General features: G+C 71.4%; 22 protein-coding genes and 1 tRNA gene. 17 read left to right on the top strand and 6 right to left on the bottom strand.

The window, feature by feature from the left end; all coding sequences use genetic code 11:
- Positions 1-812: 812 nt before the first annotated feature.
- On the bottom strand, positions 813-2,504 hold the full coding sequence (locus C1I95_RS15465; protein WP_111214532.1) for a dolichyl-phosphate-mannose--protein mannosyltransferase: 1,692 nt from the start codon (positions 2,502-2,504) through the stop codon (positions 813-815).
- Positions 2,505-2,570: 66 nt separating this feature from the next.
- Here C1I95_RS15465 and rsmI point away from each other — a divergent pair, with 66 nt between their 5' ends.
- Positions 2,571-3,440, top strand: a complete 870-nt coding sequence (rsmI, locus tag C1I95_RS15460) for a 16S rRNA (cytidine(1402)-2'-O)-methyltransferase (RefSeq protein ID WP_438941312.1) — start codon at positions 2,571-2,573, stop codon at positions 3,438-3,440.
- A 71-nt stretch (positions 3,441-3,511) separates the two neighbouring features.
- Here the strand turns inward: rsmI and C1I95_RS15455 are convergent, their stop codons facing one another.
- Positions 3,512-4,423, bottom strand: a complete 912-nt coding sequence (locus C1I95_RS15455) for a hypothetical protein (protein ID WP_233513681.1) — start codon at positions 4,421-4,423, stop codon at positions 3,512-3,514.
- A gap of 150 nt (positions 4,424-4,573) precedes the next feature.
- Between C1I95_RS15455 and metG the strand changes: the two genes are divergently transcribed.
- Complete coding sequence (gene metG / locus C1I95_RS15450) at positions 4,574-6,376, top strand: methionine--tRNA ligase (RefSeq protein WP_111214531.1); 1,803 nt, start codon at positions 4,574-4,576, stop codon at positions 6,374-6,376.
- 153 nt (positions 6,377-6,529) lie between these two features.
- Here the strand turns inward: metG and C1I95_RS15445 are convergent, their stop codons facing one another.
- Together C1I95_RS15445 and C1I95_RS15440 are read right to left on the bottom strand one after the other, a co-directional pair.
- Positions 6,530-7,381 (bottom strand): alpha/beta fold hydrolase, encoded by an 852-nt coding sequence (locus C1I95_RS15445; protein WP_111214530.1) that lies wholly within the window; start codon positions 7,379-7,381, stop codon positions 6,530-6,532.
- Positions 7,382-7,489: 108 nt separating this feature from the next.
- A complete protein-coding gene (locus tag C1I95_RS15440; RefSeq protein WP_111214529.1) occupies positions 7,490-8,737 on the bottom strand; it encodes a hypothetical protein in 1,248 nt (415 codons plus the stop codon).
- 194 nt (positions 8,738-8,931) lie between these two features.
- Between C1I95_RS15440 and C1I95_RS15435 the strand changes: the two genes are divergently transcribed.
- The 6 genes from C1I95_RS15435 (at position 8,932) to C1I95_RS15410 (ending at position 15,114) form a co-directional block, all read left to right on the top strand.
- Positions 8,932-9,822 carry a TatD family hydrolase gene (locus C1I95_RS15435; RefSeq protein ID WP_111214528.1) on the top strand — a complete coding sequence of 297 codons (891 nt, stop codon included), beginning with the start codon at positions 8,932-8,934 and terminating at the stop codon, positions 9,820-9,822.
- An 86-nt stretch (positions 9,823-9,908) separates the two neighbouring features.
- On the top strand, positions 9,909-10,781 hold the full coding sequence (gene rsmA, locus C1I95_RS15430; protein ID WP_111214527.1) for a 16S rRNA (adenine(1518)-N(6)/adenine(1519)-N(6))-dimethyltransferase RsmA: 873 nt from the start codon (positions 9,909-9,911) through the stop codon (positions 10,779-10,781).
- A gap of 96 nt (positions 10,782-10,877) precedes the next feature.
- The gene (locus tag C1I95_RS15425; RefSeq protein WP_111214526.1) at positions 10,878-11,828 is read left to right on the top strand and encodes a 4-(cytidine 5'-diphospho)-2-C-methyl-D-erythritol kinase; all 951 of its coding nucleotides are present in this window, start codon (positions 10,878-10,880) and stop codon (positions 11,826-11,828) included.
- A 118-nt stretch (positions 11,829-11,946) separates the two neighbouring features.
- The gene (locus C1I95_RS15420; RefSeq protein ID WP_111214525.1) at positions 11,947-13,755 is read left to right on the top strand and encodes an ABC-F family ATP-binding cassette domain-containing protein; all 1,809 of its coding nucleotides are present in this window, start codon (positions 11,947-11,949) and stop codon (positions 13,753-13,755) included.
- A 134-nt stretch (positions 13,756-13,889) separates the two neighbouring features.
- Positions 13,890-14,345: a DUF4383 domain-containing protein gene (locus C1I95_RS15415; protein ID WP_111214524.1), complete on the top strand. Its 456-nt coding sequence runs from the start codon at positions 13,890-13,892 to the stop codon at positions 14,343-14,345.
- A 289-nt stretch (positions 14,346-14,634) separates the two neighbouring features.
- Entirely contained in the window at positions 14,635-15,114 is a 480-nt protein-coding gene (locus C1I95_RS15410; protein WP_111214523.1) for a DUF4383 domain-containing protein, read from the top strand.
- A gap of 45 nt (positions 15,115-15,159) precedes the next feature.
- On the opposite strand, the gene C1I95_RS15405 is transcribed toward C1I95_RS15410, so the two are convergent.
- Positions 15,160-15,849, bottom strand: a complete 690-nt coding sequence (locus tag C1I95_RS15405) for a TetR/AcrR family transcriptional regulator (RefSeq protein ID WP_111214533.1) — start codon at positions 15,847-15,849, stop codon at positions 15,160-15,162.
- 112 nt (positions 15,850-15,961) lie between these two features.
- The gene (locus C1I95_RS15400) at positions 15,962-16,927 is read right to left on the bottom strand and encodes an acyl-CoA desaturase (RefSeq protein WP_111214522.1); all 966 of its coding nucleotides are present in this window, start codon (positions 16,925-16,927) and stop codon (positions 15,962-15,964) included.
- Positions 16,928-17,062: 135 nt separating this feature from the next.
- Here C1I95_RS15400 and C1I95_RS15395 point away from each other — a divergent pair, with 135 nt between their 5' ends.
- The 9 genes from C1I95_RS15395 (at position 17,063) to cysN (ending at position 25,655) form a co-directional block, all read left to right on the top strand.
- Positions 17,063-17,917, top strand: coding sequence for a helix-turn-helix domain-containing protein (locus C1I95_RS15395; protein WP_111214521.1), 855 nt, complete (start codon positions 17,063-17,065; stop codon positions 17,915-17,917).
- 28 nt (positions 17,918-17,945) lie between these two features.
- Positions 17,946-18,017, top strand: a tRNA-Gln gene (locus tag C1I95_RS15390).
- Between the two features lie 102 nt (positions 18,018-18,119).
- Positions 18,120-19,655, top strand: coding sequence for a bifunctional UDP-N-acetylglucosamine diphosphorylase/glucosamine-1-phosphate N-acetyltransferase GlmU (gene glmU, locus C1I95_RS15385; RefSeq protein WP_325048835.1), 1,536 nt, complete (start codon positions 18,120-18,122; stop codon positions 19,653-19,655).
- A gap of 61 nt (positions 19,656-19,716) precedes the next feature.
- Positions 19,717-20,697, top strand: coding sequence for a ribose-phosphate diphosphokinase (locus C1I95_RS15380; RefSeq protein ID WP_111214519.1), 981 nt, complete (start codon positions 19,717-19,719; stop codon positions 20,695-20,697).
- 326 nt (positions 20,698-21,023) lie between these two features.
- Complete coding sequence (locus tag C1I95_RS15375) at positions 21,024-21,731, top strand: 50S ribosomal protein L25/general stress protein Ctc (protein WP_111214518.1); 708 nt, start codon at positions 21,024-21,026, stop codon at positions 21,729-21,731.
- A gap of 109 nt (positions 21,732-21,840) precedes the next feature.
- Positions 21,841-22,431 carry an aminoacyl-tRNA hydrolase gene (pth, locus tag C1I95_RS15370; RefSeq protein ID WP_111214517.1) on the top strand — a complete coding sequence of 197 codons (591 nt, stop codon included), beginning with the start codon at positions 21,841-21,843 and terminating at the stop codon, positions 22,429-22,431.
- Between the two features lie 99 nt (positions 22,432-22,530).
- On the top strand, positions 22,531-23,364 hold the full coding sequence (locus C1I95_RS15365) for an inositol monophosphatase family protein (RefSeq protein WP_111214516.1): 834 nt from the start codon (positions 22,531-22,533) through the stop codon (positions 23,362-23,364).
- A 75-nt stretch (positions 23,365-23,439) separates the two neighbouring features.
- Positions 23,440-24,351: a sulfate adenylyltransferase subunit CysD gene (gene cysD, locus C1I95_RS15360; RefSeq protein ID WP_111214515.1), complete on the top strand. Its 912-nt coding sequence runs from the start codon at positions 23,440-23,442 to the stop codon at positions 24,349-24,351.
- A complete protein-coding gene (gene cysN, locus C1I95_RS15355) occupies positions 24,351-25,655 on the top strand; it encodes a sulfate adenylyltransferase subunit CysN (RefSeq protein ID WP_111214514.1) in 1,305 nt (434 codons plus the stop codon). Before cysD ends, cysN begins: the two co-directional genes overlap by 1 nt.
- The last annotated feature ends 98 nt before the right edge of the window (positions 25,656-25,753 follow it).

The raw sequence follows: 25,753 nt of genomic DNA, 5'->3' as shown, positions 1-25,753 counted from the left end.
GGATCGGGCGACGCGTCCGGTACCGACGGCTCGGGGGGCGGTGCCGGCCCGGGTGGTTCGGCCGTCGTGGTCGGGTCGACGGGCTGGTCGGCCACCAGCAGGCGGGGTCCTTCGCCGGACGGCTGCGCCGCGCCGGAAGGCGCCGTAGGTCCAGGGAGGACGGCGGCTGCGACGAGCGGGATGTACACGAGGGATCCGGTGGCGACGAGGACTCCCCAGCGGCGGACCCGCCGCTGCCGCCGCCCGGTGACATCGACGAAGATCGGCGCGGACGGGGGAAGGGAGGCGAGGTTCGATGACTGTCCAACGGGGACGCCTGGCGTCCGGCGTCGGTGAATGTTTGCGGCCACTCGGACGAGGCTAAAGGGGCGGTAGGCACCTTATGTCCGCTTCCTTGGAGCCCCCGGGATGTCCAGTCTTCGCACTATGAATATCCGGACTCAAGAGCACAATAAGGCTTTGAAGTGACTAACCACTCAGTGAAGCCGACTCGGGACGGACGGGAATGTTTCTCCGTCCGCCGGAGCGGGTCGATCGACATGCGTCGGTCGCGAGCTGTCGGCTGATCCGTTCACGACTGGCAGCGCAGAGTCCGCGGATGATCACACAGTGGCGGCGGCGGACATGGACCCTCGCCTTGATCGGCTTCCGTCGGAAATCTGACCCGCGCCGCCCCGTTGTGCCGCTGGTCATGGGTGGTTAAGCTTTTGATGCGCGCCCCAATCGCCCGCTTCCCCCGTGGCAGGCGATCGGGGCGCGTCCTTTTACCCGGAAGGGCCCGTGTGCTTCGGCACCGGGCCCTTCGTCGTGGTTCAGATCCAGCGGCCGTCCAACCACATCCGTGCTGACCATTCGGCGTACGGCAGGGCCTGGCCCACGAAGATCGGATAGAAGTACGCGAAACAGAGGACGACGAGCACGACGTACGCCCCGGCTATCACGCCGCCGATCAGCCGGCGATCCCGGCTGGCCTCGTCGTGCACGCCGCCCACCGGCCGGTTGCCGCTCGGCCCGGCCGGCGAGGCGATCGCGCCGAGCACGTAGACCACCGCCAGCACGAGGAACGGCAACGCGGGCGCGGCGTAGAAGGAGAACATCGTCCGGCCGTCGAGGGCGAACCAGAACCACGGCAGCAGGCCCGCGCCCGCGAAGAGCAGGATCGTCCCGGCGCGCCAGTCCCGCCGGGCCAGGCCGAGCCAGACCAGCGCCACCAACGCGGGCAGGAACGACCACCACAGCAGCGGCGTGCCGAGGAGCAGAACCTCCTCGGCGCAGCTCGGCGCGCCGCAGGCGCTTTCACCGGTCCAGTGGAACGCCACCGGCCGGCCCAGCAGCAGCCACTGCCACGGCCAGGACTGGTACTTGTGCGGGTCGTCGAGCTGGTTGTGGAAGCCCAGCGCCGCCTGGTGGTACTGCACCAGGTTCCACAGCGCGCCGAGCACCGGCGTGTCGCTGAGCCTGGCCCCCGGGTACCGCTCGGCGAGCCGGTAGTAGCCGTCCTGGCCGAGCAGCCAGCCCGACCAGGTCGCCACGTAGGTGACCGCCATCAGCAAGCCGGCGAGCACCATCCAGGGCACCCCGTCGAGCAGGGTGTCCCACCACGGCCGGCGTACCCCGGCCGAGCGGCGGGCGCCGACGTCCCAGAGGAGCATCAGCAGCGCGAAGGCCGGCACGAAGAACAGCGCGCTCCACTTCACCGCGAAGGCGCAGCCGAGCAGCACCCCGGTCGCCAGCCGCCACCAGGGCCAGTTCCGCCATCCGCCGGGCGGGCGGCCGGCGCGCCCCCGGGCCGTGGGATCCAGGCCCGCTTCCAGCGCCCGGGCCCACCGCCGGCGCGTCGCGTCCCGGTCGAGCACCAGCGCGCCGAACGCGGCCAGCACGAAGAAGAGCAGGAAGATGTCCAGCAGCGCGGTGCGGGACAGCACCAGGTGGAAGCCGTCGACCGCGAGCAGCAGGCCGGCGGTGCAGCCGAGCACCGTGGAGCGGAACATCCGGCGACCGATCCGGACCAGCATCAGCACCGACAGGGTGCCGAGAAGTGCCGCCGAGAAGCGCCAGCCGAACTCGGGCGAGGTGGTCCACAGGTGCCCGGGCACCGAGATGCCGTGCTCGGCATCCGCGTAGCCGAAGGCCCACTCGCCGAAGCCGATCAGCCACTTGCCCAGCGGTGGGTGGACGACGTACGACGGGCCGCCGTCCTTGTAGTTCCACTCGACGCCCTTGTCGACCAGGCCCCAGGCGTCCCGGGCGTAGTAGATCTCGTCGAAGATCTTGCCCGGCGGGTGGCTGAGATTGGCAAACCGGATGATCGCCGCGATCGCCACCACCACCGCAGTGGCCAGCCACGACCGGCCGTCCAGCCGGGCCTCGACGGTGGCCAGCCGGCGGCGAACCATCGCCGGCACGCCACCACCCGCCGGGTCGGAGGGGTCGGTCCCGGTCACGGAAACCTCCGGCGCCGGGCGGTCCGCGCTCGCGCTCTGTGCTGTCGACGCACTCGTCACCCGGCGATCGTAGGCTGCGGAGGGGGGCGGTGGCGTCTGTCGTCCCCAAATCCGGTACGACCATCGATGAAGGAGCACGCACTCGTGGGTGAAATGTCCGAACCGGGTCGCCTGATTCTGCTCGGCGCGCCGCTCGGCAACCCCGCCGACGCCTCCACCCGGCTCCGTGAGGTGCTGGTCGCCGCCGACGTGGTCGCCGCCGAGGACACCCGGCGGCTGAGTCGGCTGGCCCGCGACCTCGACGTGACGATCCCCGGGCGGATCGTCTCCTACTTCGAGGGCAACGAGGAGCGGCGCACCCCGGAACTGGTCGAGGTGCTCGCCGCCGGATACCAGGTCGCGCTGGTCACCGACGGTGGGATGCCCAGCGTGTCCGACCCCGGCTACCGGCTGGTCCGGGCGGCCCTGGACGCCGGCATCCCGGTCACCGCCGCGCCCGGGCCCAGCGCCGTCACCACCGCCCTGGCGCTGTCCGGCCTGCCCTGCGACCGGTTCTGCTTCGAGGGGTTCCTGCCGCGCAGCCCTGGCGCCCGCCGCGCCCGGCTGCGGACGCTGGCCAACGAGGAGCGGACGCTGGTCCTCTTCGAGGCGCCGCACCGCGTCGCCGCCGCCCTCGCCGACCTGGCCGACGCGTTCGGCGCCGACCGGCCCGCCGCGGTGTGCCGGGAGCTGACCAAGACGTACGAGGAGGTGCTGCGCCGCCCGCTCGGCGAGCTGGCCCGGTGGGCGGGCGAGGGTGACCCGCGGGGCGAGATCACTCTCGTGGTGGCCGGTGCCCCGGCGACGCCCGCGACCCGCCCCGACGACGACGTGCTGCGCGCCGCGGTGGCCGAGCGGGAGGCCGCGGGCCTGACCCGCCGCGACGCCATCACCGAGGTCGCCACCACCTTCGGCTTACGCCGGCGGGAGGTTTACGCCGTCGTGCACCAGGTGTAAGGAAGGGCCCCTTCTTAACGCCTCCGGTAGAGGAAGGGCCCCTATTAACAACATCGCGGCGGCCGTGCGGCTTACCAGGCGGCGGCGAGGAAGCCGAGGGTGATCAGCAGCGGGCCGGTGAGCGCGGCGGTGACCGCCCAGCGTCGGGCGCGCGGGTCGGGCAGCCGGGTCGCGCCCGTGCATCGGGCGATGCCCCATGCGCAGCCGAGTACGGCCAACAGGCCGAGCAGCCAGCGCAGGTGGGCACCGGCACCACGGTCGGCGTACGCGGTGTCGTCGCCCGGGCCGGTCATCCGGGCAGGCAGGATCGCGCCGGCCGTCGCCCGGTGCTCGGGTACCCCGCTGACCCGTACGCCGTGGGTCCGGAACGCCTCGTCCGCCGCGGTGAAGATCCCCCGGCACCGCTGGGTCAGCCCGTCGCCGGTGCACTCGGTCACGACCACCGTGCCCGAGGTGGCATGCCCGACCGCGAGCCAGAACGGTCCGGCGCTGACCCAGGCGAAGAAGGCCGCCGTCAGGCTCAGCCCGAGCAGCGCGGGCAGCCCCCGCAGCGGGTCCGGCGGGCGGCGGGCCCGGTCCCGGTGGCGGCGCGCCGGCCAGACCCGGCGCCACCACGGGCTGCGGTCACCGGTCGCCTCCGGCCGTACCGGCGTACCGTCCCAGTGCACCTCCTCGATGGGCGCCCAGAACGTGTCGTCGTCCGGCGTACCCCCGTCGGTGGACTGACCCCGACGGGCCCGGCGGCCGGACGACCGCACGGGGACCCGGCGCGGCACCGCGTCGACCGGCGCGCCGGTGGTCGGCTCCAGCTCGACGGCGGCCGGGCCGGCGGGGTCGGAACCCTCCGGCGCGGCCGGCGGCACCGTCCGGGGATGCGGCGCCACGGCATGGGTACGCGACGACGCGGCCGGGTCCGGCCGGGTGTCGCTGGGGAGGTCGTCCTCGTGGTCGGGGGCGGCTCGGCTGCCAGTCACGCGCTTCATTGGACACCGGTGGATGTTCACGGCCGGGCAGCTCAGACAGCGTGTCGGCGACAAATCGGACCAGCGAGCCGGTCGCGGATGGCCGCTCGGCCCGCCGGGCACCCCTATTGGTTCGCAGTCACCCGGGGCGGGTCACTAGGCTTGCTTGGCATGAGTCACGTTCTCGCGGCAGTGGCCTGGCCATACGCCAACGGCCCGCGCCACATCGGCCACGTTTCCGGTTTCGGCGTTCCCTCCGACGTCTTCTCCCGGTACATGCGGATGGCCGGCCACGACGTGCTCATGGTCTCCGGCACCGACGAGCACGGCACCCCGATCCAGGTGCAGGCCGACGCCGAGGGGCTGACCCCCCGTGAGCTGGCCGACCGGTACAACCGGGTGATCGTGGAGGACCTGCACGGCCTCGGTCTCTCCTACGACCTGTTCACCCGCACCACCACCCGCAACCACTACGCGGTGGTGCAGGAGCTGTTCGAGGGGATGCACCGCAACGGCTACATCGTGCCGAAGACCACCATGGGCGCGATCTCCCCGTCGACCGGCCGGACCCTGCCCGACCGGTACATCGAAGGCACCTGCCCGATCTGCGGCTACGACAGCGCCCGCGGTGACCAGTGCGACAACTGCGGTAACCAGCTCGACCCGATCGACCTGATCAACCCCAAGTCGAAGATCAACGGGGAGACGCCGAAGTTCGTCGAGACCGAGCACTTCTTCCTCGACCTGCCCGCCCTGGCCGAGATCCTGCGGCAGTGGCTGGACGCCCGCGAGGGCTGGCGCCCCAACGTGCTGCGGTTCTCCAGGAACCTGCTGGACGACCTCCAGCCCCGGGCCATCACCCGCGACCTGGAGTGGGGCGTGCCGATCCCGCTCGACGGCTGGCGCGAGCGCACCGACAAGCGGATCTACGTCTGGTTCGACGCGGTGATCGGCTACCTGTCCGCGTCCATCGAGTGGGCCCGCCGCACCGGCGACCCCGAGGCGTGGCGCCGGTGGTGGTCCACCGACGGTGAGGGGAAGGACGCCCAGTCCTACTACTTCATGGGCAAGGACAACATCGTCTTCCACTCGGTGATCTGGCCCGCGCTGCTCGCCGGCTACTCCGGTGAGGGCAGCCGGGACGGCGAGCCGGGCCAGCTCGGGCGGCTCAACCTGCCCACCGAGGTGGTCTCCAGCGAGTTCCTGACCATGGAGGGACGCAAGTTCTCCTCCTCCCGCCGGGTGGTCATCTACGTCCGGGACTTCCTCGAACGGTACGACGCCGACGCGCTGCGCTACTTCATCGCGGTCGCCGGCCCGGAGAGCAACGACACCGACTTCACCTGGGCCGAGTTCCTCCGCCGCAACAACGACGAACTGGTCGCCGGCTGGGGCAACCTGGTCAACCGGTCGGTGTCGATGGCGGCGAAGAACTTCGGCGAGATCCCGGCGGTCGGCCCGGACGGGCTCACCGAGGCCGACGAGGCACTGCTCGCCGTGGCCCGCGCCGGCTTCGCCACGGTCGGCGACCTGATCGGCCGGCACCGGCAGAAGCAGGCGATCGGCGAGGCGATGAAGGTGGTCGCCGAGGCCAACAAATATCTTTCCGACCAGGCGCCGTGGAAGCTCAAGGGCGAGGCGGACAAGCCCCGGATGGGCACCATCCTGCACGTCGCCCTCCAGGTGGTCAGCGACGCCAACACGCTGCTCACCCCGTTCCTGCCGCACTCCGCGCAGAAGGTGCACGAGCTGCTCGGCGGCAGCGGGGTGCACGCCCCGATGCCGGTCATCGAGGAGGTGTCCGACCTCGACGGCGGGCCCGCGTACCCGGTGTTGACCGGGGACTACACGCAGGGCACGCGCTGGGAGTCCGTACCACTGGAGGTGGGCCGGCCGCTCGCCGCGCCCAAGCCGGTGTTCCGCAAGCTCGACCCGTCGATCGTCGACGAGGAACTGGCCCGGCTCGGCGGCTGACCCGCGGCCCCGGCCGCCAGGACGGCACCGCGCGACGGGCGCGACCCCGACACCGGGGTGGCGCCCGTCGCGCGTCTCGGCTCTGACCGACGCGGCCGGGTCAGCGCCGGATCCTGCGTCAGGCCCGCGCCATCGCCGGTGCCGGATCCTGGGTCAAGCCCGCGCCATCGCCGGTGCCCCGATGAACTCCATGATCGCCTCGTTGACCTGGTCGGCGTTGGTCCACGGGGTGCCGTGCGGCGCGCCCTTCAGGGTGACCAGCCGACTGTCGGAGAGCATCGGCTGAAGCCGCTGCCCGGTCTTCGGGTACGGCAGGACGTTGTCCTTGTCGCCCTGCACGATCAGGATCGGTACGTCGATCCGCGACACGTCGGCCCGGAAGTCGGTGCCCCAGGCGTCCACGCAGTCGTGCGTGCCCTTCGCCGAGGCCCGCGCGCCGATCTCCCAGTGCGCCCGGTACGCCTCGTCGCTGACCAGCTTGCCCCGGTTCTCCTCGTAGTTGAAGAAGGCGTTGCAGAACTGGGTGAGGTACGCGAACCGGTCCTTGATGATGGCCTGTTTGAACCCTTCGAACAGGCTCGCCTCGACACCCTCCGGGTTGTCCGACGCCTGGACCAGGTACGGCGCGAGTGGTGCCAGCAGGACGGCCCGGTCCACCCGGTCCGAGCCGTACGCGCCCAGGTAGCGGGTCACCTCGCCGGTGCCCATCGAGTGGCCGACCAGGATCGCGTTACGCAGATCCAGTTCGGTCATCAGCACGTCGAGGTCGGCGGCGAAGGTGTCGTAGTCGTACCCGAACGTCGGCTGCGCCGAATTGCCGAAACCGCGCCGGTCGTACGTGATCACCCGATATCCGGCCGCGAGCAGCGGTCCGGTCTGCTTCTCCCAGGTCGCCCCGTTGAACGGGAACCCGTGGATCAGCACGATCGGCTGACCGGAGCCGTGGTCCTCGTAGTACAGGTCGATGGGCGCGGAGTTCTCCGTCCCGACGGTGATGAAGGGCATTTCCACTCCTACGGTCGGACAACGTTGTCGCCCGCGCATTCCCGCGTCACCGACCGATATGCGCGGCCCCGATCCCGCGCCGCGCGGGGCGGGGCCACGGTCGGCCCGTCAGAGGACGTACGGGTGGTCCACCACCTGGTCGTCGGTGACCTCGTTGCCCGGGGCCCACGCCTCGTAGACACCCCGTTCGTGGCACTGTGCCCCGACCGCGACCACCGCGTCCGGATTCGGATGACGCAGCCGCAGTCGCAGCCAGCCCGACTCCTCCCGGAGCACCAGACAGGGCACCCCGCGCCAGGCGGCCAGGCGCAGCCGGCGGGACGCCCCGTCGACCGGGTACCGGGCGGCCCGGGTCAGCGCCAGCACCCGGAACCCGCCGGGCAGGTCGGCCACCGCCTCGTACTCGCCGCCCGCGTACGTGCCGACCAGCCGGGTGGAGCGGGGCGCGTCGCCGGTCGGCACGTACTCCTGGTCCGGCGACAGACCCGGCACCGCGGCGAGCAGATGCCGCCACTGTGGACCGACCATCCGCAGCCAGCCGCGCTGCTCGGCCTGGTAGGCGTAGAGCACCACCTCCAGCCCCTCCGCCGGGTAGGCCAGCAGGGTGGCGTTCGCCGGCATCGGCAGGTCGGCGAAGTCGCGGGTGACGAACTCGGGGATCAGATGGTGGCTGCTCGGCGTGAACCCGGTGCCCAGCACCGCCGGCCCCAGCCGGTCACGGGCGCCCAGCGCGGTCAGGCCCCGGTACGACGCACCGGACGGCACGTCGTAGTCGCCGGGGTCGGCGGCGCGCCACCGCAGCGCGTACGTCACCTCCACCCCTTCCCGGTCGCCCCCGCCGTCGGTGCGCAGCACGGTGGTGGCCGCCGGGGTGCGCAGGTGCGCCACGTCGTGTTCGCGGTAGCAGAAGCCGTGCGGCAGCCAGCCCCGCACGTACCCGGCCAACTGCCGGGCGGAGAGGATCTTCATCATCCGCGTGCCACGTCGTACGGCGGCCGAGGCGCGCACCGCCGTGAGCAGCGGGTCGTCCGCCGCACCGGGCTGCTGGCCGAGCCGGTGCACCTCCGCCCAGCCGCGCTCCCGGTGCAACGGCACCAGCAGCGGCGCCTCCGGCTCCTCGGTCGGCTCGGCCATCCCGAGCACGGCGGTGACCTCGGTGACATGCACGAACCGTCGCCACGGCAGCGCCGAGTTCTGCCGGGGAGCCCACTCGAAACCGGCCACCTCGTCCGCGCTGAACAACTCGTACGCCGCGCCCCGGGCGATCTCCTCCGCCGGGTAGACCGCGCCGCCGAACGCCACCCGCAGGCCGGTCCGCTCCGGTGCCGTACCGTCGGTCCGCGAAGTAACGCTCACGTCGTCGGCTCGCTTCGCGCGCCGATGGCACGAGGCACCGAGCCGCCGTGCCGGATAACACGCTCGCAAAGCCCGCTCACGTCGTCACCTCACTTCACGCATTCATCCGGCGACGGTAGGGGCGCCCGGCGTAGTCGAGGTGAACTGCGGGTGGCGGTCGGGTGGACTCGGCCAGTGTGTGATGCTGTCGACTGATGAGCGAATCGACCGAAACCCGCAGCCAGCGCGCATCTCGCCGGGCCGGCGAGTTCCCACCCGCACCCGAGCCGCTGCCCCAACCGGTGCTGGACAGCCACACCCACCTGGACATCACCGTCAGCGAGGCCGGCGTACCGGGCGGCAGCACCGCCGCCGAACCGGTCGCCGCGGCGATCGAGGTCGCCGCCGCCGTGGGCGTCGACCGGCTGGTGCAGGTCGGTGTGGACGTCGACTCCTCCCGCTGGGGTGCCGAGGTGGCCGAGAAATACCCGGCGGTGCTGGCCACGGTGGCGCTGCATCCCAACGAGGCGCCCCGGCTGGCCGACCTCGACGCCGCGTTACGCGAGATCGAGGCACTGGCCGCCCGGGACCGGGTGCGCGGCGTCGGCGAGACCGGAATGGACAGCTACCGCACCGGCGACGAGGGCCGGGCCGCGCAGGAGGAAAGCTTCCGCGCGCACATCGCCATCGCCAAGCGGTACGGCAAGACCCTGGTCATCCACGACCGCGACGCGCACGCCGACGTGCTGCGCATCCTGGACGACGAGGGCGCGCCGGACACGGTGGTGCTGCACTGCTTCTCCGGTGACGCCGAGTTCGCCGCCGAGTGCGTCCGCCGGGGATACCTGCTCAGCTTCGCCGGCACCGTGACCTTCGCCAGCGCCGGGGCCCTGCGCGAGGCCGCCGCGCTGACCCCGCTCGACCAGATCCTGGTGGAGACCGACGCGCCGTACCTCACCCCCGTGCCGCACCGGGGACGGCCGAACGCGTCGTACCTGATCCCGCTGACCGTGCGGGCCCTGGCCGCCACCACCGGCACCGACCTCGACGAGTTGTGCGCCGCCATCTCCACCACCGGCGAGCGCGCCTTCGGCCCCTGGCACTGACCGGCGAGCGAAGTGTTAATAGGGGACCCTTCCTCTACCGGAGGCGTTAATACGGGGCCCTTCCTTGGCCCGTAGGCTGTCGGGTTATGGCCGCAGACCTGCTCGGACCGGCGGAGATTCGGGACCTCGCCGCCCGGCTCGGCGTCGCACCCACCAAGAAGCTCGGCCAGAACTTCGTGCACGACCCGAACACCGTCCGCCGGATCGTGAACACCGCCGGGCTCACCCCCGACGACGTGGCGCTGGAGGTCGGCCCAGGGCTCGGCTCGCTCACCCTCGCCCTGCTGCCCGCCGCCGCCCACGTGCACGCCGTCGAGATCGACCCGACGCTGGCCGGCGCCCTGCCCGACACCGCCGCCCGACACGCCGGCCCGGACGCCGGCCGGCTCACCGTCCACCACGCCGACGCGCTGCGGATCACCGCCGCCGACCTGACCGACCCGGCGCCGACCGCGCTGGTGGCGAACCTGCCCTACAACGTCGCCGTGCCGGTGGTGCTGCACCTGCTCGCCGAACTGCCCAGCCTCCGGCACGGGCTGGTGATGGTGCAGAAGGAAGTCGCCGACCGGCTCGTCGCCGGCCCCGGATCGAAGGTGTACGGCATCCCGTCGGTCAAACTCGCCTGGTACGCCCGCGCCCGGGCCGCCGGGAAGGTGCCACCGAACGTGTTCTGGCCGGTGCCCAACGTCGACTCCGGCCTGGTGGCGTTCACCCGCCGCGAGCCGCCCCGGACGGACGTGGCCCGGAAACAGGTCTTCGCCGTGGTGGACGCCGCTTTCGCGCAGCGCCGCAAGACCCTGCGGGCGGCCCTGGCCGGCTGGGCCGGCGGTGCCGACCGGGCCGCCGCGGCGCTCACCGCCGCCGGGGTGGACCCCGGCGCCCGCGGCGAATCACTCACCGTCGAGCAGTTCGCCGCCGTCGCCGCGTCGGCCCCGAGCCGTACGCCGGCCGCGCAGTAGGCTGACGCGGACGCCGGAACCGGCCGCCGACACCGCCGAGGAGCTGATCGTGGACAAGTCGTTCGACATCCGGTCGCGGGTCCGGGACATCACCCCGTGACCGAGGCCTGGCGTCCGGAGGACGACGAGGAGCGACGCGGAGCCAGCGGACCGGTCCGCGTACGCGTGCCCGCCAAGGTCAACCTGCACCTGGGGGTCGGCCCGCTGCGCCGGGACGGCTACCACGAACTGAACACCGTCTACCACGCGATCTCGATCTACGACGAGCTGACCGCGCGACGAGGCGACACGCTCACCCTCACCATGGAGGGCGAAGGCACCGGCGAACTGGCCCTCGACGACTCCAACCTGGTCATCCGGGCGGCCCACGCCCTCGCCGGGTACGCCGGCGTGATGCCGCACGCCCGCCTGCACCTGCGCAAGCAGATCCCGCTCGCCGGTGGGCTCGCCGGCGGCAGCGCCGACGCCGCCGCCGCCCTGGTCGCCTGCGACGCGCTGTGGGGCACCGGCCTGTCCCGCGACGAACTGGCCGGCATCGCCGCCGACCTCGGATCGGACGTGCCGTTCCTGATCCACGGCGGCACCGCGCTGGGCACCGGCCGGGGCGAAGCGGTCAGCCCCGTCCTGGCCCGCCCCACCTCCTGGCACTGGGTGGTCGCCATCGCCGACGGCGGACTCTCCACCCCGGAGGCGTACCGCGAACTCGACCGGCTCCGCGACACCGGCGCCGCCGGCCCGCCGCTCGGTAGCACCGACGCGCTGCTCGGCGCGCTCCGGCAGCGCGACCCCCGGGTGCTCGCCCCCACCCTCGGCAACGACCTGCAGGACGCCGCCCTGGCAATGCGCCCCACGCTGGCGGCCACCCTGAAGGCCGGCGAGGCGGCCGGGGCACTCGCCGGCATCGTCTCCGGCTCCGGGCCCACCTGCGTCTTCCTCACCGCCGACGCCGCCGACGCCGAACGTGTCGCCGCCGAGCTGGAAGCCGCCGGGGTCTGCCGGCAGGCCCGCACCACACACGGCCCGGTCCACGGCGCCCGGATCACCTGACGCCGAGTCACCCCGCCCCGCCCGACATACCCGGGCGGGGCGTCCGCGTACCCTGGAAGGCCAGGCGTCCCCAGGTGCCCGCCGGCACCGGGACGCCTTGATCATGGAAGGTGGGGGAGTGGCCAACATCGTCAACCTGGACCGGGTGTCCAAGGGCTACGGCGCGGCCGGGCCACTGCTCACCGACGTCTCGCTCGGCCTGGACGACGCCGACCGGATCGGCGTGGTCGGGCTCAACGGCGCCGGCAAGTCCACCCTGCTGCGGCTGCTCACCCGCACCGAGGACCCCGACGACGGCCGGGTCACCCACCGCCGCGACCTGCGGGTCGCCTGGCTGCCGCAGAACCTCACCCTCAAGCCCGACGCCACCGTCCGCGACGTCGTCCTCGGCACCGAATGGCTCGCCGAGAGCATGGGCGCCGAACACGAATGGGCCGGCGACGCCGGCGTACGCGCCATCCTCGACGGCCTCGGCATGGCCCACCTCGGCCTCGACGCGCCGGTCGGGCCGATGTCCGGCGGCGAGCGCCGCCGGGTCGCCCTGGCCGCCCTGCTGGTCCGCGACGCCGACCTGCTCATCCTCGACGAGCCCACCAACCACCTGGACGTCGGCGGCGTCGACTGGCTGGCCCGGCACCTGCTCGGCCGCAAGGGCGCCCTGGTCGTGGTCACCCACGACCGCTGGTTCCTCGACGCGGTCTGCACCACCACCTGGGAAGTGGCCGACCAGACCGTGCACGCCTACGAGGGCGGCTACGCCGCCTGGATCCTGGCCCGCGCCGAACGCGAGCGGGTCGCCGCCGCCACCGAGGCCCGCCGGCAGAACCTGCTCCGCAAGGAGATCGCCTGGCTGCGCCGCGGCCCACCGGCCCGCACCTCGAAGCCGAAGTTCCGCATCGACGCCGCCAACGCGCTCATCGCCGACGTGCCGCCGCCGCGCGACACCATGTCGCTGCAACGGCTGGCCACCGCCCGGCTCGGCAAGCAGGTGTACGACCTGGAGCAGGTCCGGCTGCACGCCGGCCCCAAGACCATTCTCGACGACGTCACCTGGCAGGTCGGCCCCGGCGACCGGGTGGCCATCCTCGGCGCCAACGGTGCCGGCAAGACCACCCTGCTGCGCTTGCTCGCTGGCCTCACCCGCCCCGACGGCGGCCGGCTGATCACCGGCAGCACCGTCCGAGCCGCCTTCCTCTCCCAGGAACTCGCCGAACTCCCCAGCGAGCTGCGTGTCCTCGAAGCCGTCGAGGAGGTCGCCCGGCGGGTACGCCTCGGCGACCGGGAAATCTCCGCCGCCCAGCTCGCCGAGGTGTTCGGCTTCGACGACCGGCGGCTCTGGACCCCGGTCGGCGACCTCTCCGGCGGCGAGCGCCGCCGGCTGCAGATGCTGCGCCTGCTCGCCGGCGAGCCGAACGTGCTGCTGCTCGACGAGCCCACCAACGACCTCGACACCGACACCCTCGCCGCGCTGGAGGACCTGCTCGACTCCTGGCCCGGCACCATCGTGGTGGCCAGCCACGACCGCTACCTCATCGAGCGGGTGGCCGACTCGGCGTACGGGCTGTTCGGCGACGGCCGGCTGGTCCACCTGCCCGGCGGCATCGACGAGTACCTCGCCCGGACCACCGGCCGCCCCGCACCCGGCCGGACCGCCACACCCGCCGCTGCCGCGACCACCGCCCCGGCCGACGGCACCGGGATGAGCGCCGCCGAGGCCCGGCAGGCCCGCAAGGACCTGGCCCGACTGGAACGGCAGGTCGGCAAGCTGGAGCAGAAGGAGGCGGCGCTGCTCGACCAGCTCGCCGCGAACGCCACCGACTACGGCAAGGTCGCCGAGCTGGACGCCCAACTCACCCAGGTACGGGCCGAGCGGGAACAGATCGAGGAGGCGTGGCTCGCCCTGGCCGACGAGATCCCTGCCGGCTGACCCTCCGGCCACCAGCGGCAGCGACCCGACCTGCGGCTACCGGCGACCCGCGGGGACCCCGTGTGCGGCGTCACACCGCCGGGTGCGGGACAATCGCGGACGACCCCTCACCCAACGGCGTTGGAGACACAGACATGGCCCACACCCCCGTCAACCACCCCGCGCGGCCGATCTACCGGGCGATCGGCGGGCTGACCGGTCTGTACCTGGTGGTCTTCGGTGTGATCGGCTTCTTCGTCAGCAGCGGAGAGCCCTTCTTCGGCCAGGGCGACACCCAGGCCCTGGGGCAGGGCACGAACCTCGGCTTCTCGCTGTTCAGCATCGCGGTCGGCGCCGTCGTGCTGGCCGGCACCGCGATCGGTCGTAACCTCGACGTGCTGGTCAACCAGTGGATGGCGTACCTGATCATGGTGGTCAGCCTGGCCGGGCTCGCCTTCGTCCGGACCGAGGCCAACATCTTCAACGTGAGCGTCGCGACGGTCATCGTGCTGATGGTTCTCAGCATGGTGCTGCTGATGGCCGGCATGTACGGCAAGGTCGGCACCGACGAGGAGAACGAGGCGTGGCAGAAGGCGCGCCTCGTGCTCTGAGCTTCCTGCTGGTTTCGCTTGAGGTTTTCGCCGGAGCCCGACCCGCTCCGGGCGGTCAGGCTTGATCCCTGCGCGGGTCGGGCTCCGGCGAAAACCTGTCCTGGTCCCGCTGCGTCCGAGCGTTGCGGCTGGGGAAGTCGAAAATCTTGATCTGTTCCCGCTCCGTCCGAGCCTTGCTGCCGGCGGGGTGGGATCTTCTTGTGGCGCGGTCCGGCATGGCGTTTTGAGGGACGTGGGGTTCCTGCCGGGGGACAATTGTTCCGATTGTTCCTATTGGCGTGGAGGGGTCATGCCGCACTTCCCGGTGAACCACCCGGCCCGGCCGATCTACCGGGTCCTGTCCGGACTGATCGGGCTGTACATCCTGGTGTTCGGCGTCTGGGGCACCGCACTCACCGTGGGGAAACCGCTGTTCGGCCGGGGCAGCGACTGGGCTCTCGGGCTCCGCACCAACCTGGCCTTCTCGCTGGTCTCCATCGTCTTCGGGATCGTGCTCATCGTCGGTGCCTCCCGACGCGGCAACCTCGGCCACTACATGAACCTGACCGCCGGCGTCGTCTTCCTGGTCACCAGCATCCTGATGATGTCGGTGCTGCAGACCCAGGCCAACTTCCTGAACTTCTCCATGTCGACCGTGGTCGTCTCGATGCTCTTCGGCCTGGTCCTGCTCGGCACCGGCCTGTACGACAAGGTCGGCCCGCCCGAGCACGCCGAGGCCGAACGCAACCGTCGCTACCATCCGGTCGCCGAGATCCATCGCCGCCGCTGACCGGCGGCCCACCCAACGAGGTGCCCGGTCCACTGACGGGGTCGGTCAGCGACTGCGAACGGTGATCAGCCCCGGCTTCGCCTCCAGGTGCGACAACCCGTTCCAGGACAGGTTCACCAGGTGCGCGGCCACCGTCTCCTTGCGCGGCTTGCGCACCTCCAACCACCAGCGGCCGGTCAACGCGACCATGCCCACCAGCGCCTGCGCGTACAACTCGGCCAGCTTCGGGTCGTACCCCCGGCTGGAGAACTCCGCGCCCAGAATGTGCTCCACCTGATGCGCCACATCGTTCATCACGCTGCTGAAGTTGCCCGTCGCGGAGAGCACCGGCGACTCCCGCACCAGCACCCGGAATCCGCTCGTCTCCTCCTCGATGTACCCGAGCAGGGCCAGCGCCGCCTGCTCCAGCAACTCCCGCGGATGGCCGGCGGTCAGCGCCGTGGTGATCCGGTCCAGCAGGGACCGGACCTCCCGGTCCACCACCACCGCGTAGAGGCCCTCCTTGCCGCCGAAGTGCTCGTACACCACCGGCTTGGAGACCTTGGCGCGGGCCGCCACCTCCTCGATGGAGGTGGCGTCGAAACCTCGCTCCGCGAAGATCTGCCGACCGATCGAGATCAGCTGCTCGCGACGCTGGGCCGCCGACATACGTACCCGCGAGGTCGGCTTGGCCGACCCGGCGGCAACCGTCCGTCGCCGGCGCTTGCCGCCCTCCTCGCTGGGAACCTCGGCCATCTCGGCACCTCGCTGGCGCTCGGTGACGCCCTGTCGTGGGATGCTGCCTGCGTTCTGCCCGGTCACCCGAACATACTGTCAGGTAACTTGCCGGTCGGCCGCCCGGTTACCGCTACGCCGCCGCCTGGTCCGCCGACTTCACCAGTTTCGCCGCGATCCGCTCCGGCTTCGGCCAGCGGACGTCGGACGCCGCGCCCACCTTCTCGAACAGCCAGATCACCCGGGCCGAGATGTCGATCTGACCCCGCAGGACGCCGTGCCGCGCGCTGGTCGGATCGGCATGGTGCAGGTTGTGCCAGCTCTCCCCGAAGGACAGCAGGGCCAACGGCCAGAAGTTGGACGCCCGGTCGCCGTGGCGCATCATGAACGGCCGCTCGCCGTACACGTGGCACACCGAGTTGATCGACCAGGTGACGTGGTGCAGCAACGAGATGCGGACCAGGCCGGCCCAGAACAGCGCGGTCAGCGCGCCCTGCCAGGACCAGGTCAACAACCCGCCCATCAGCGCGGGGCCGAGCACCGAGACGGCCGCCAGCACCGGGAACAACTTGTCCATCCGCCGGATGTCCCGGTCGGCCAGCAGGTCCGGGGCGAAGCGCTCCCGGTTGGACAGCTCGCGGCCGAACAGCCAGCCGACGTGCGCGTGGAACAGCCCCTTGGTCAGGCCACGCAGGGTGGAGCCGAACCGCCACGGCGAGTGCGGGTCGCCCTCCAGGTCGGAGAAGGCGTGGTGGCGCCGGTGGTCGGCCACCCACTGGATGACGTCGCCCTGCACGGCGAGCGAGCCGGAGGTGGCCAGGGCGATGCGCAGCCACCGCTTCGCCTTGAACGAGCCGTGGGTGAAGTAGCGGTGGTAGCCGACCGTGATGCCCAGGCCGGACAGCACGTACCAGAACGCGGCGATGCCCACGTCGACCCAGCTGAGCCAACCGCCCCAGGCGACCGGCACGGCGGCGATGAGCGCCGCGAACGGGATCACCACGAAGGCCCACAGCGCGACCAGGATGCCCCGGGACTGGGTGCCCTCGGTCAGGGGTTTCGGGCCGGCCGGATGAGGGTCGAGCAGGGCGGTGGACATGGCACCTCGCAGGGGACGGGTGGGAAACGCGAATCTACGCCTACGTCACCGTAACTTACGAGGCCGGTAGATCACATCAGACAGCGACGCGAACGAATGCCCTGACTGTCGTACGCTCGCCCTAGCCTGCACCGCATGACCGATTCCCGCGCCGCCGAAGTGCGTCGCCTGCGCACCGAGGAGCACCTCTCGGTCCGGGAGATCCAGGCCCGCACCGGTCTTGGCCGCAACCGGGTGTACGAGCTGCTGCGCGGCGTCCCGCCGCCGGAGCGGACCCGGCGGCCGAACGCCAAGGACGACCTGCGCGCTGAGGCGGTGGCGCTCCGGTCGACCGGGCACTCGGTGCCCGAGATCGCGCGGCGGTTGACGGTGAGCAAGTCGACGGCGTCTCTCTGGGTGCGGCACGTTCCGCTCGACCGGGAGGCGGAGGAGGAAGTGGAGCGCCGCCAAGCCCACTCGAAGGCGATGACCGAGGCCCGTTGGGCGGCGTACCGTCGCACGCGCGACGAGGCGCAGGCGGAAACCCACGCGTCGGCCGCCGTGGCCGTCGGACGACTTGGCGAGCGCGACCTACTGCTGCTCGGCGCGGCCATCTACTGGTGCGAGGGTACGAAATCGAAGCCATGGCGCCGGTACGACCATGTGCAGTTCGTCAACAGCGACCCGGGGCTGTTGTCGCTCTTTCTGCGCTTCCTGGAAACCTGCGGGGTCGACCGCAGCGTGCCGACCTACCGGGTGAGCATCCACGAGACCGCCGACCCGGACGCGGCGGCCGAGTGGTGGGCGGGTGAACTGGGGCTTCCGGCCGACCGATTCCGGCGCGCCAGCCTGAAGAAGCACAACCCCGCTACCGTGCGCCACAACACCGGCGAGGCTTACCGCGGCTGCCTCGTGATCAACGTACCCCGTAGCCGCGAGCTCTACTGGCGGATTGAGGGTATGATCGCCGAGCTGTTCCGGTCCGCGGCAGAGCCCACAATTGTGGATTGATGTGGGGCGTCGCGGCTTGACATGTCAATGGGGTGTGGGGTAACGGCAACCCGCAGGCCTTTGGAGCCTTGAGCTCCTGGTTCGAATCCAGGCACCCCAGCAAATGCGGATATCCCGCCGATCCTTGTGGCCGTGCCAACTGGGCGGGATTGTCTGGTTAGCATGGCCGCGAGACTGTCCGCGTTCCGACGGGAGCCACGTCGTGTCCGAGCCCCACCCCCGTACCGTCGTCGTGCTTGCCGCCGGGGAGGGCAAGCGGATGAAGTCCGCGCTGCCCAAGGTGCTGCATCCGATGCTCGGCCGGACACTGCTCGGCCACGTGCTCAACGCGGCCGACCCGTTGGCGGCGCAACGGACGATAGTGGTGGTCGGGCACGGCGCGGACCAGGTCCGGGGGCATCTGGCCGAGGTCGCCCCGGGGGCCACCGCGGTGCTCCAGGCCGAGCAGCTCGGCACCGGGCACGCGGTACGGATCGCGCTGGAGAGCGCGCCGGAGGCGACCGGCACCGTGGTCGTACTCAACGGCGACGTGCCGTTGCTGCGGCCGGAGACGGTCGCCGCGCTGGTGGCGGCGCACGAGAGCGAGGGCGCGGCGGCGACCGTGCTGGCCGCGGAGGTGCCGGATCCGACCGGTCTCGGTCGCATCGTGCGGGACGCCTCGGGGCGCCTGGAGCAGATCGTCGAGCAGCGCGACGCCACCCCCGCCCAGCGGGCGGTCCGGGAGATCAACGCCGGCATCTACGCGTTCGACGCGGTCCGGCTGCGCAACGTGCTCGGCAAGCTCTCCACCGACAACGACCAGGGCGAGGAGTACCTGACCGACGTGTTCGGGCTGCTGGTCTCGGCGGGCGAGCCGGTGGCGGTGCACCTGGCGACCGACCACACCGAGACGCTCGGCTGCAACGACCGGGTGGAGCTGGCGGCGTTGCGGCGGCTGCTGCGGGACCGGGTCAACGAGCGTTGGATGCGGGCCGGGGTGAGCCTGCTCGATCCGGAGACGACGTGGATCGACGTGACCGTGGCGCTGGACCGGGACGCCGTGATCGACCAGAACACCCAGCTGTGCGGCGGCTCTGTGGTCGGCAGTGGCGCGGTGGTCGGGCCGGACGTGACGCTGGTCGACACGGTGGTCGGCGCCGACGCGACGGTGCTGCGCAGCCACGCGATCGGCGCCGAGGTCGGCCCGGGTGCCAGCGTCGGGCCGTACGCGTATCTGCGGCCGGACGCGCGGTTGGCGGAGAAGTCGAAGGTCGGCACGTTCGTCGAGGTGAAGAACTCCGAGCTGGGTGCGGGCGCCAAGGTGCCGCACCTGTCGTACGTGGGTGACGCGACGATCGGGGCGCGGGCGAACATCGGCGCCGCGACGATCTTCGTGAACTACGACGGGGTCAACAAGCACCGCACCGTGGTCGGCGAGGCGGCGTTTGTGGGCTGCGACACGAGCCTGATCGCGCCGGTCGAGGTGGGCGCCGGGGCGTACGTGGCGGCGGGCAGCGCGATCAGCAAGGACGTGCCGCCGGGCGCGCTCGGGGTGACCCGGGCGCCGCAGCGCAGTGTCGAGGGCTGGGTGGCGCGCAAGCGGCCCGGCACGGCCTCCGCCGAGGCGGCCGAGCGTGCCCTGCGGGGTGCGCAGGGTGCGCCGACTCCGACGTCGGCCGCAAGCGAAGGTGAGGCAATCCACGGCGCTGCCGAGTCGGTGGGCGGTACGCCCGGGGCGGGAGATACTGCAACCGAATAGTCCCCGGCCGACCACCACCGTGGGCCGGGTACCACCGACCAAAACGGGAGCAGACGGGCCCATGGGCAGCATCGTCGCCGAAAACCGCAAGAGCCTGATGCTCTTCTCCGGACGGGGTTTCCCGGATCTGGCCAAGGAGATCGGCGAGGTGCTCGGCGTCGCGCCGACGCCGGCCGACGCGTATGAGTTCGCCAACGGCGAGATCTTTGTACGGTTCAAGGACTCGGTGCGTGGTTCGGACGCCTTCGTGGTGCAGTCCGTCACGCACGGGGTGAACACCTGGGTCATGGAGACCCTGATCATGATTGACGCGCTGAAGCGCGGTTCGGCCAAGCGGATCACGGTCGTCCTGCCGTTCTATCCGTACGCCCGGCAGGACAAGAAGCACCGCGGCCGGGAGCCGATCTCGGCACGGCTGGTGGCCGACCTGTTGAAGACGGCGGGGGCGAACCGGATCCTCACGGTGGACCTGCACACCGCGCAGATTCAGGGCTTCTTCAACGGCCCGGTGGACCACCTCTTCGCGATGGACATCCTGGCCGAGTACGTGGAGCACAAGTACGCGGGCCGGCCGATGACCGTGGTCGCGCCGGACTCGGGGCGGGTACGGGTGGCCGAGCGGTGGACCGACCGGCTGGGCGGCTGCCCGCTGGCGTTCATCCACAAGACGCGGGATCCGTTGAAGCCGAACCAGGTGGTGGCGAACCGGGTGGTCGGCGAGGTCGAGGGTCGGGTCTGCCTGGTCGTCGACGACATGATCGACACGGGTGGCACGATCTGCAAGGCGGCGGACATCCTGAAGGAGTCGGGCGCGGCGGACGTGATCGTGGCGTCCACCCACGCGCTGCTTTCCGACCCGGCCACCGAGCGGTTGAAGAACAGCCCGATCAGTGAGGTGGTGGTGACCAACACGCTCCCGCTGCCGCCGGAGAAGCAGCTCGACAAGCTCACCGTGCTGTCCATCGCGCCGCTGCTGGCCCGGGCCATCCGTGAGGTGTTCGACGACGGCTCGGTGACCACGCTTTTCGGTGGGCTGAGCTGACAGCTGCGCGGGTCTGAGCGCTACGTCGGGTGGGTCGGCCGCGGTGGCCGGCCCATCCGGGGGCCGGGCCGGAGCGGTCGTCCCGGCGGGCCGCGCGCCGGCAGGTCGGGTGTTGCGGGGACTGCCGGATGCCCGCGAAATTGCTCGGGTAGACTGGTGCGGTTGCCACGGCGAGGGTGCCCTGCGGGCCGCTGAGAAGCGCCGCACGGAGGCACCGTGATCGACGCGGTGCTCCGGGCAGTCTTCTGACGCATGAGCCCCTCTGAGCCCCCCGCCCAGCACCGCCAGACGACAAGCTGCCGCAGCGAAGCATCAGGAGTTTCCCCGTGTCCGAGGTAAAGATCAGCGCCGAGCCCCGCACCGAGTTCGGCAAGGGTGGTGCCCGTCGTACCCGCCGGGCCGGCAAGGTGCCCGCCGTGCTGTACGGCCATGGCGAGAAGCCCAAGCACATCGCGCTGCCGGCCCGTGAGTTCGCGGCCGCTATCCGCAAGGGCGGTGCCAACCAGCTCTTCGCGATCGAGGTGAGCGACGGCACGCAGGCGCTGGCGCTGCCGAAGGCGATTCAGCGTGATCCGATCAAGGACACGTTCGAGCACGTCGACCTGCTGCTGGTGCGTCGGGGCGAGAAGGTCACCGTCGAGGTGCCGGTCCAGCTGACCGGCGAGGCGGGCAGGGACACGCTGATCGTGCACGACCACGACACCCTCTCGGTGACGGCCGACGCCACCAAGGTGCCGGATCACCTGGAGGCTTCGATCGAGGGCGCCGTGCCGGGTGTCCAGGTCACCGCCGCCGACGTCGAGCTGCCGGCCGGCGTCGAGCTGGCCGCCGACCCGGAGCTGCCGGTCGCCACGGTCACCGCCGCGCCGACCGCCGAGCAGCTTGAGGCCACTCTCCCCGAGATCGAGGTGGCCGAGGAGGAGGTCGAGGCCGGGGTCGGCGAGGAGACCGCCGAGTCCTCCGAGGGCGCCGAGGCCGGCGAGCCGGCTGCCGCGGGTGGCGAGGAGAGCGCCGAGGCGAAGACCGAGGCCTGATCGGTCCGCAGGCTGTGCGACAGGCGTCCCCGGTTTCCGGGGGCGCCTGTCGGCGTATCGGGGTCGGCCGCCGGGCGGCGACCCAGGCGGGATGACGGAAGGGACGACGGTGACGGACGAGACCGGGCCGTGGCTGGTGGTCGGCCTGGGCAATCCGGGTCGGGAGTACGCGGGCAACCGGCACAACGTCGGGTTCATGGTGGTCGACCTGTTGGCCGGTCGGCTGGGCGGGAAGTTCGGCCGGCACCGGCGGGCGGTGGCGGAGGTCGCCGAGGGGCGGCTCGGTTTCGGTGGCCCGAAGCTGGTGTTGGCCAAGCCGCTGACGTACATGAACCTTTCCGGCGGGCCGGTGGCCAGCCTGGCCCAGTTCTACAAGGTGTCGCCGGGCCAGGTGATCGCGGTGCACGACGAACTGGACATCGGCTACGGCCAGCTGCGGGTGAAGTGCGGTGGGGGCGAGGGCGGGCACAACGGCCTGCGGTCGATGTCGAAGTCGCTGGGCACGAAGGACTACGTGCGGGTGCGGTTCGGGATCGGTCGGCCGCCGGGGCGGCAGGATCCGGCGGACTATGTCCTGTCGGATTTCGGTTCGGTGGAGCGCAAGGAGTTGGACTTCCTGGTGGACCGGGCCGCGGACGTGGTGGAATCCGTGGTCACCCGGGGTGTGGAGCCGACGCAGAACCTCTATCACGGGGGTTGACGGCCGAGCCGTGCCGGCCGGACCGGTAGTCTGCGGGTTCGGTGGCCGGGCGGGGCCGGCTGCTCGGCGTGCGCAGGTCGTGGCGACGGGAGCGGAAGCATGAGCAGTCCACCGATGATCGACGGTGCGTTCGCCCGGTGGTTGGCGGATCGGGCCGGTCAGGCGCTGGTGGGCCTGCGGGCGGAGATGGGGTTCGCCGATCCCGGTGCGTTGAAGTCGGCGGGGGACAAGGTTTCGCACGACCTGATCCGGACCGAGCTGGCGATGTGGCGTCCGGGTGACGCGGTGCTCTCCGAGGAGGACGAGGGTTCCCGGCTGGCGTGGGCGGCCGAGGTGAACGCTGCGGCGGTCTCCCGGTTGACCGCGGACCGGGTGTGGATCATCGACCCGTTGGACGGTACGCGGGAGTTCAGCGAGGAGGGGCGCGCGGACTGGGCGGTGCATGTGGCGCTCTGGGCGCGCAATGCGCCGACGCCGCACGGTCTGGTGGCCGGTGCGGTGGGCTTGCCGGCCCAGCACCGGGTGCTGGGTACGGACTATCCGCCCGGGTATCCGCCGATGACGGCGGAGGCGGCGACCGTGGTCGGTGCCCGGCGGATCCGGCTGGCGGTCAGCCGGAGCCGGCCGCCGGTGTTCCTGACCGATCTCGCCGAGGAGGTCGGGGCGCAGTTGGTGCCGATGGGCTCGGCCGGGGCGAAGATCGCCGCGGTGGTCACCGGCGAGGTGGACGCGTACATCCACGCCGGCGGGCAGTACGAGTGGGATTCGGCGGCGCCGGTGGCTGTGGCGACGGCCACCGGACTGCACGCTTCCCGGATCGACGGTTCTGCGCTGAAATACAACGAGGCGGATCCGCGTCTGCCTGATCTGTTGGTGTGCCGGAAGGATCTCGCCAGCCGGTTACTTGCAGCGCTGCACCGGCATTGCGGGTAGCCTGGCGCTACTTTCTGACATCCCCGACCGGAAAGGTCTGGAAAGCCGGATGAGCGAGCGAATCGAGCCTGTGTCATGACCGCCACCGCGGCGTACCAGGTGACCCATCTCGACGCGCTGGAGGCGGAGAGCATCTTCGTGATGCGCGAGGTGGTCGCCGAGATGGAGCGGCCGGTCCTGCTGTTCTCCGGTGGCAAGGACTCGATCGTCATGCTCCGGTTGGCGCAGAAGGCTTTCGCTCCGGCCCACATCCCCTTCCCGGTGATGCACGTCGACACCGGTCACAACTTTCCCGAGGTGCTGGAGTACCGCGACCGGCGGGTCGCCGAGCTGAGCCTGCACCTGGTGGTGGCCAGCGTGCCGGAGGCCCTGGCCAGCGGGCTGGTCCGGGAGTCGGCCGACGGGATGCGCAACCGGATCCAGACGCCGGTGCTGCTCGACGCGGTCGAGAAGCACCGGTTCGACGCGCTCTTCGGCGGGGCCCGGCGGGACGAGGAGAAGGCTCGGGCCAAGGAGCGGGTGTTCAGCTTCCGCGACGAGTTCGGCCAGTGGGATCCGAAGAACCAGCGGCCGGAGCTGTGGGCGCTCTACAACGGCCGGCACCACCCGGGCGAGTCGATCCGGGTCTTCCCGCTGTCCAACTGGACCGAGCTGGATGTCTGGCACTACATCGCCCGGGAACGGATCGAGCTTCCGTCGATCTACTACGCGCACCAGCGTGAGGTGGTCGAGCGCGACGGGATGCTCTACGCGGTCAACGAGTTCCTGCCGGCCCGGGCCGGGGAGGAGCGGTTCAAGGCCCAGGTGCGGTACCGCACGGTGGGCGACGCCTCGTGCACGGCGGCGGTCCGCTCGGACGCGGACACGGTCGAGAAGGTCATCGAGGAGGTCGCCGCGACCCGGATCACCGAGCGCGGGGCGACCCGGGGTGACGACCGGGTCAGCGAGGCCGCGATGGAGGACCGCAAGCGGGAGGGCTACTTCTGATGACCACCGAGACGTTCGCGCCAGCCGCTTCCGAGGCAACGGCGCGGCGGATGGACCTGCTGCGCTTCGCCACCGCCGGCAGTGTCGACGACGGCAAGTCGACCCTGATCGGCCGGCTGCTGTACGACACGAAGTCGCTGTTCACCGACCAGTTGGCCGCCGTGGAGGCGGTCAGCGCGGCCCGGGGCGACGAGTACACCAATCTGGCGTTGCTCACCGACGGCCTGCGGGCCGAGCGGGAGCAGGGCATCACCATCGACGTGGCGTACCGCTACTTCGCCACGCCCCGGCGCAAGTTCATCATCGCCGACACCCCGGGACACATCCAGTACACCCGGAACATGGTCACCGGCGCCTCCACGGCCGACCTGGCGCTGATCCTGGTGGACGCCCGCAAGGGCCTGGTCGAGCAGTCCCGCCGGCACGCCTTCCTCTGCTCCCTGCTGCGGGTGCCGCACCTGGTGCTCTGCGTCAACAAGATGGATCTGGTCGACTTCTCGCAGGAGGTCTTCGAGCGGATCGCCGACGAGTTCACCGCGTTCGCCGCGAAGCTGGACGTCCCCGATCTGACCGTGGTGCCGATCTCCGCGTTGCAGGGCGACAACATCGTCACCCGCTCGGAGAACATGCCCTGGTACGAGGGGCCGGCGCTGCTGCACCACCTGGAGCGGGTGCACATCGCCAGCGACCGGAACCTGGTCGATGTCCGGTTCCCGGTGCAGTACGTGATCCGTCCGCAGTCGACCACGGTCACCGACTACCGGGGCTACGCCGGTCAGGTGGCCTCCGGTGTGCTCAAGCCGGGCGACGAGGTGATGGTGCTGCCGTCGGGTTTCACCAGCCGGATCGCCGCGGTGGAGACCGCCGACGGGCCGGTCGCGGAGGCGTTCCCGCCGATGTCGGTGACGGTACGTCTGGCGGACGAGATCGACATCTCCCGGGGCGACATGATCTGCCGGCCGAACAACGCGCCGGCGGTCGCGCAGGACATCGAGGCGATGGTCTGCTGGATGGACGAGACCCGCCCGTTGCAGGTCGGCGGCAAGTACGCGATCAAGCACACCACCCGCGCGGCCCGGGCGATCGTGCGTGGCCTGCACTACCGCCTCGACATCAACACGCTGCACCGCGACGAGTCGGCGACCGAGTTGCGCCTGAACGAGATCGGCCGGGTCCGACTCCGCACCACCATCCCGCTGCTCGCCGACGAGTACCGCCGCAACCGCACCACCGGCGGTTTCATCATCGTCGACGAAACCACCAACCGCACCGTCGCCGCCGCCATGATCGTCGAGACCCCCTGACCGTCACCGCGATCTCCTGGTTGCTCAAGGGGTTCTCGTCAGGTGCCGCGTGAACCCTGACCTAACCCCTTGAGCACTGCTGGGGCGGGGTAGTCAGG

The organism is Micromonospora craterilacus, assembly GCF_003236315.1.
GTDB classification, from domain to species: domain Bacteria; phylum Actinomycetota; class Actinomycetes; order Mycobacteriales; family Micromonosporaceae; genus Micromonospora; species Micromonospora craterilacus.
This window is presented reverse-complemented; position numbering and strand designations above follow the sequence as displayed.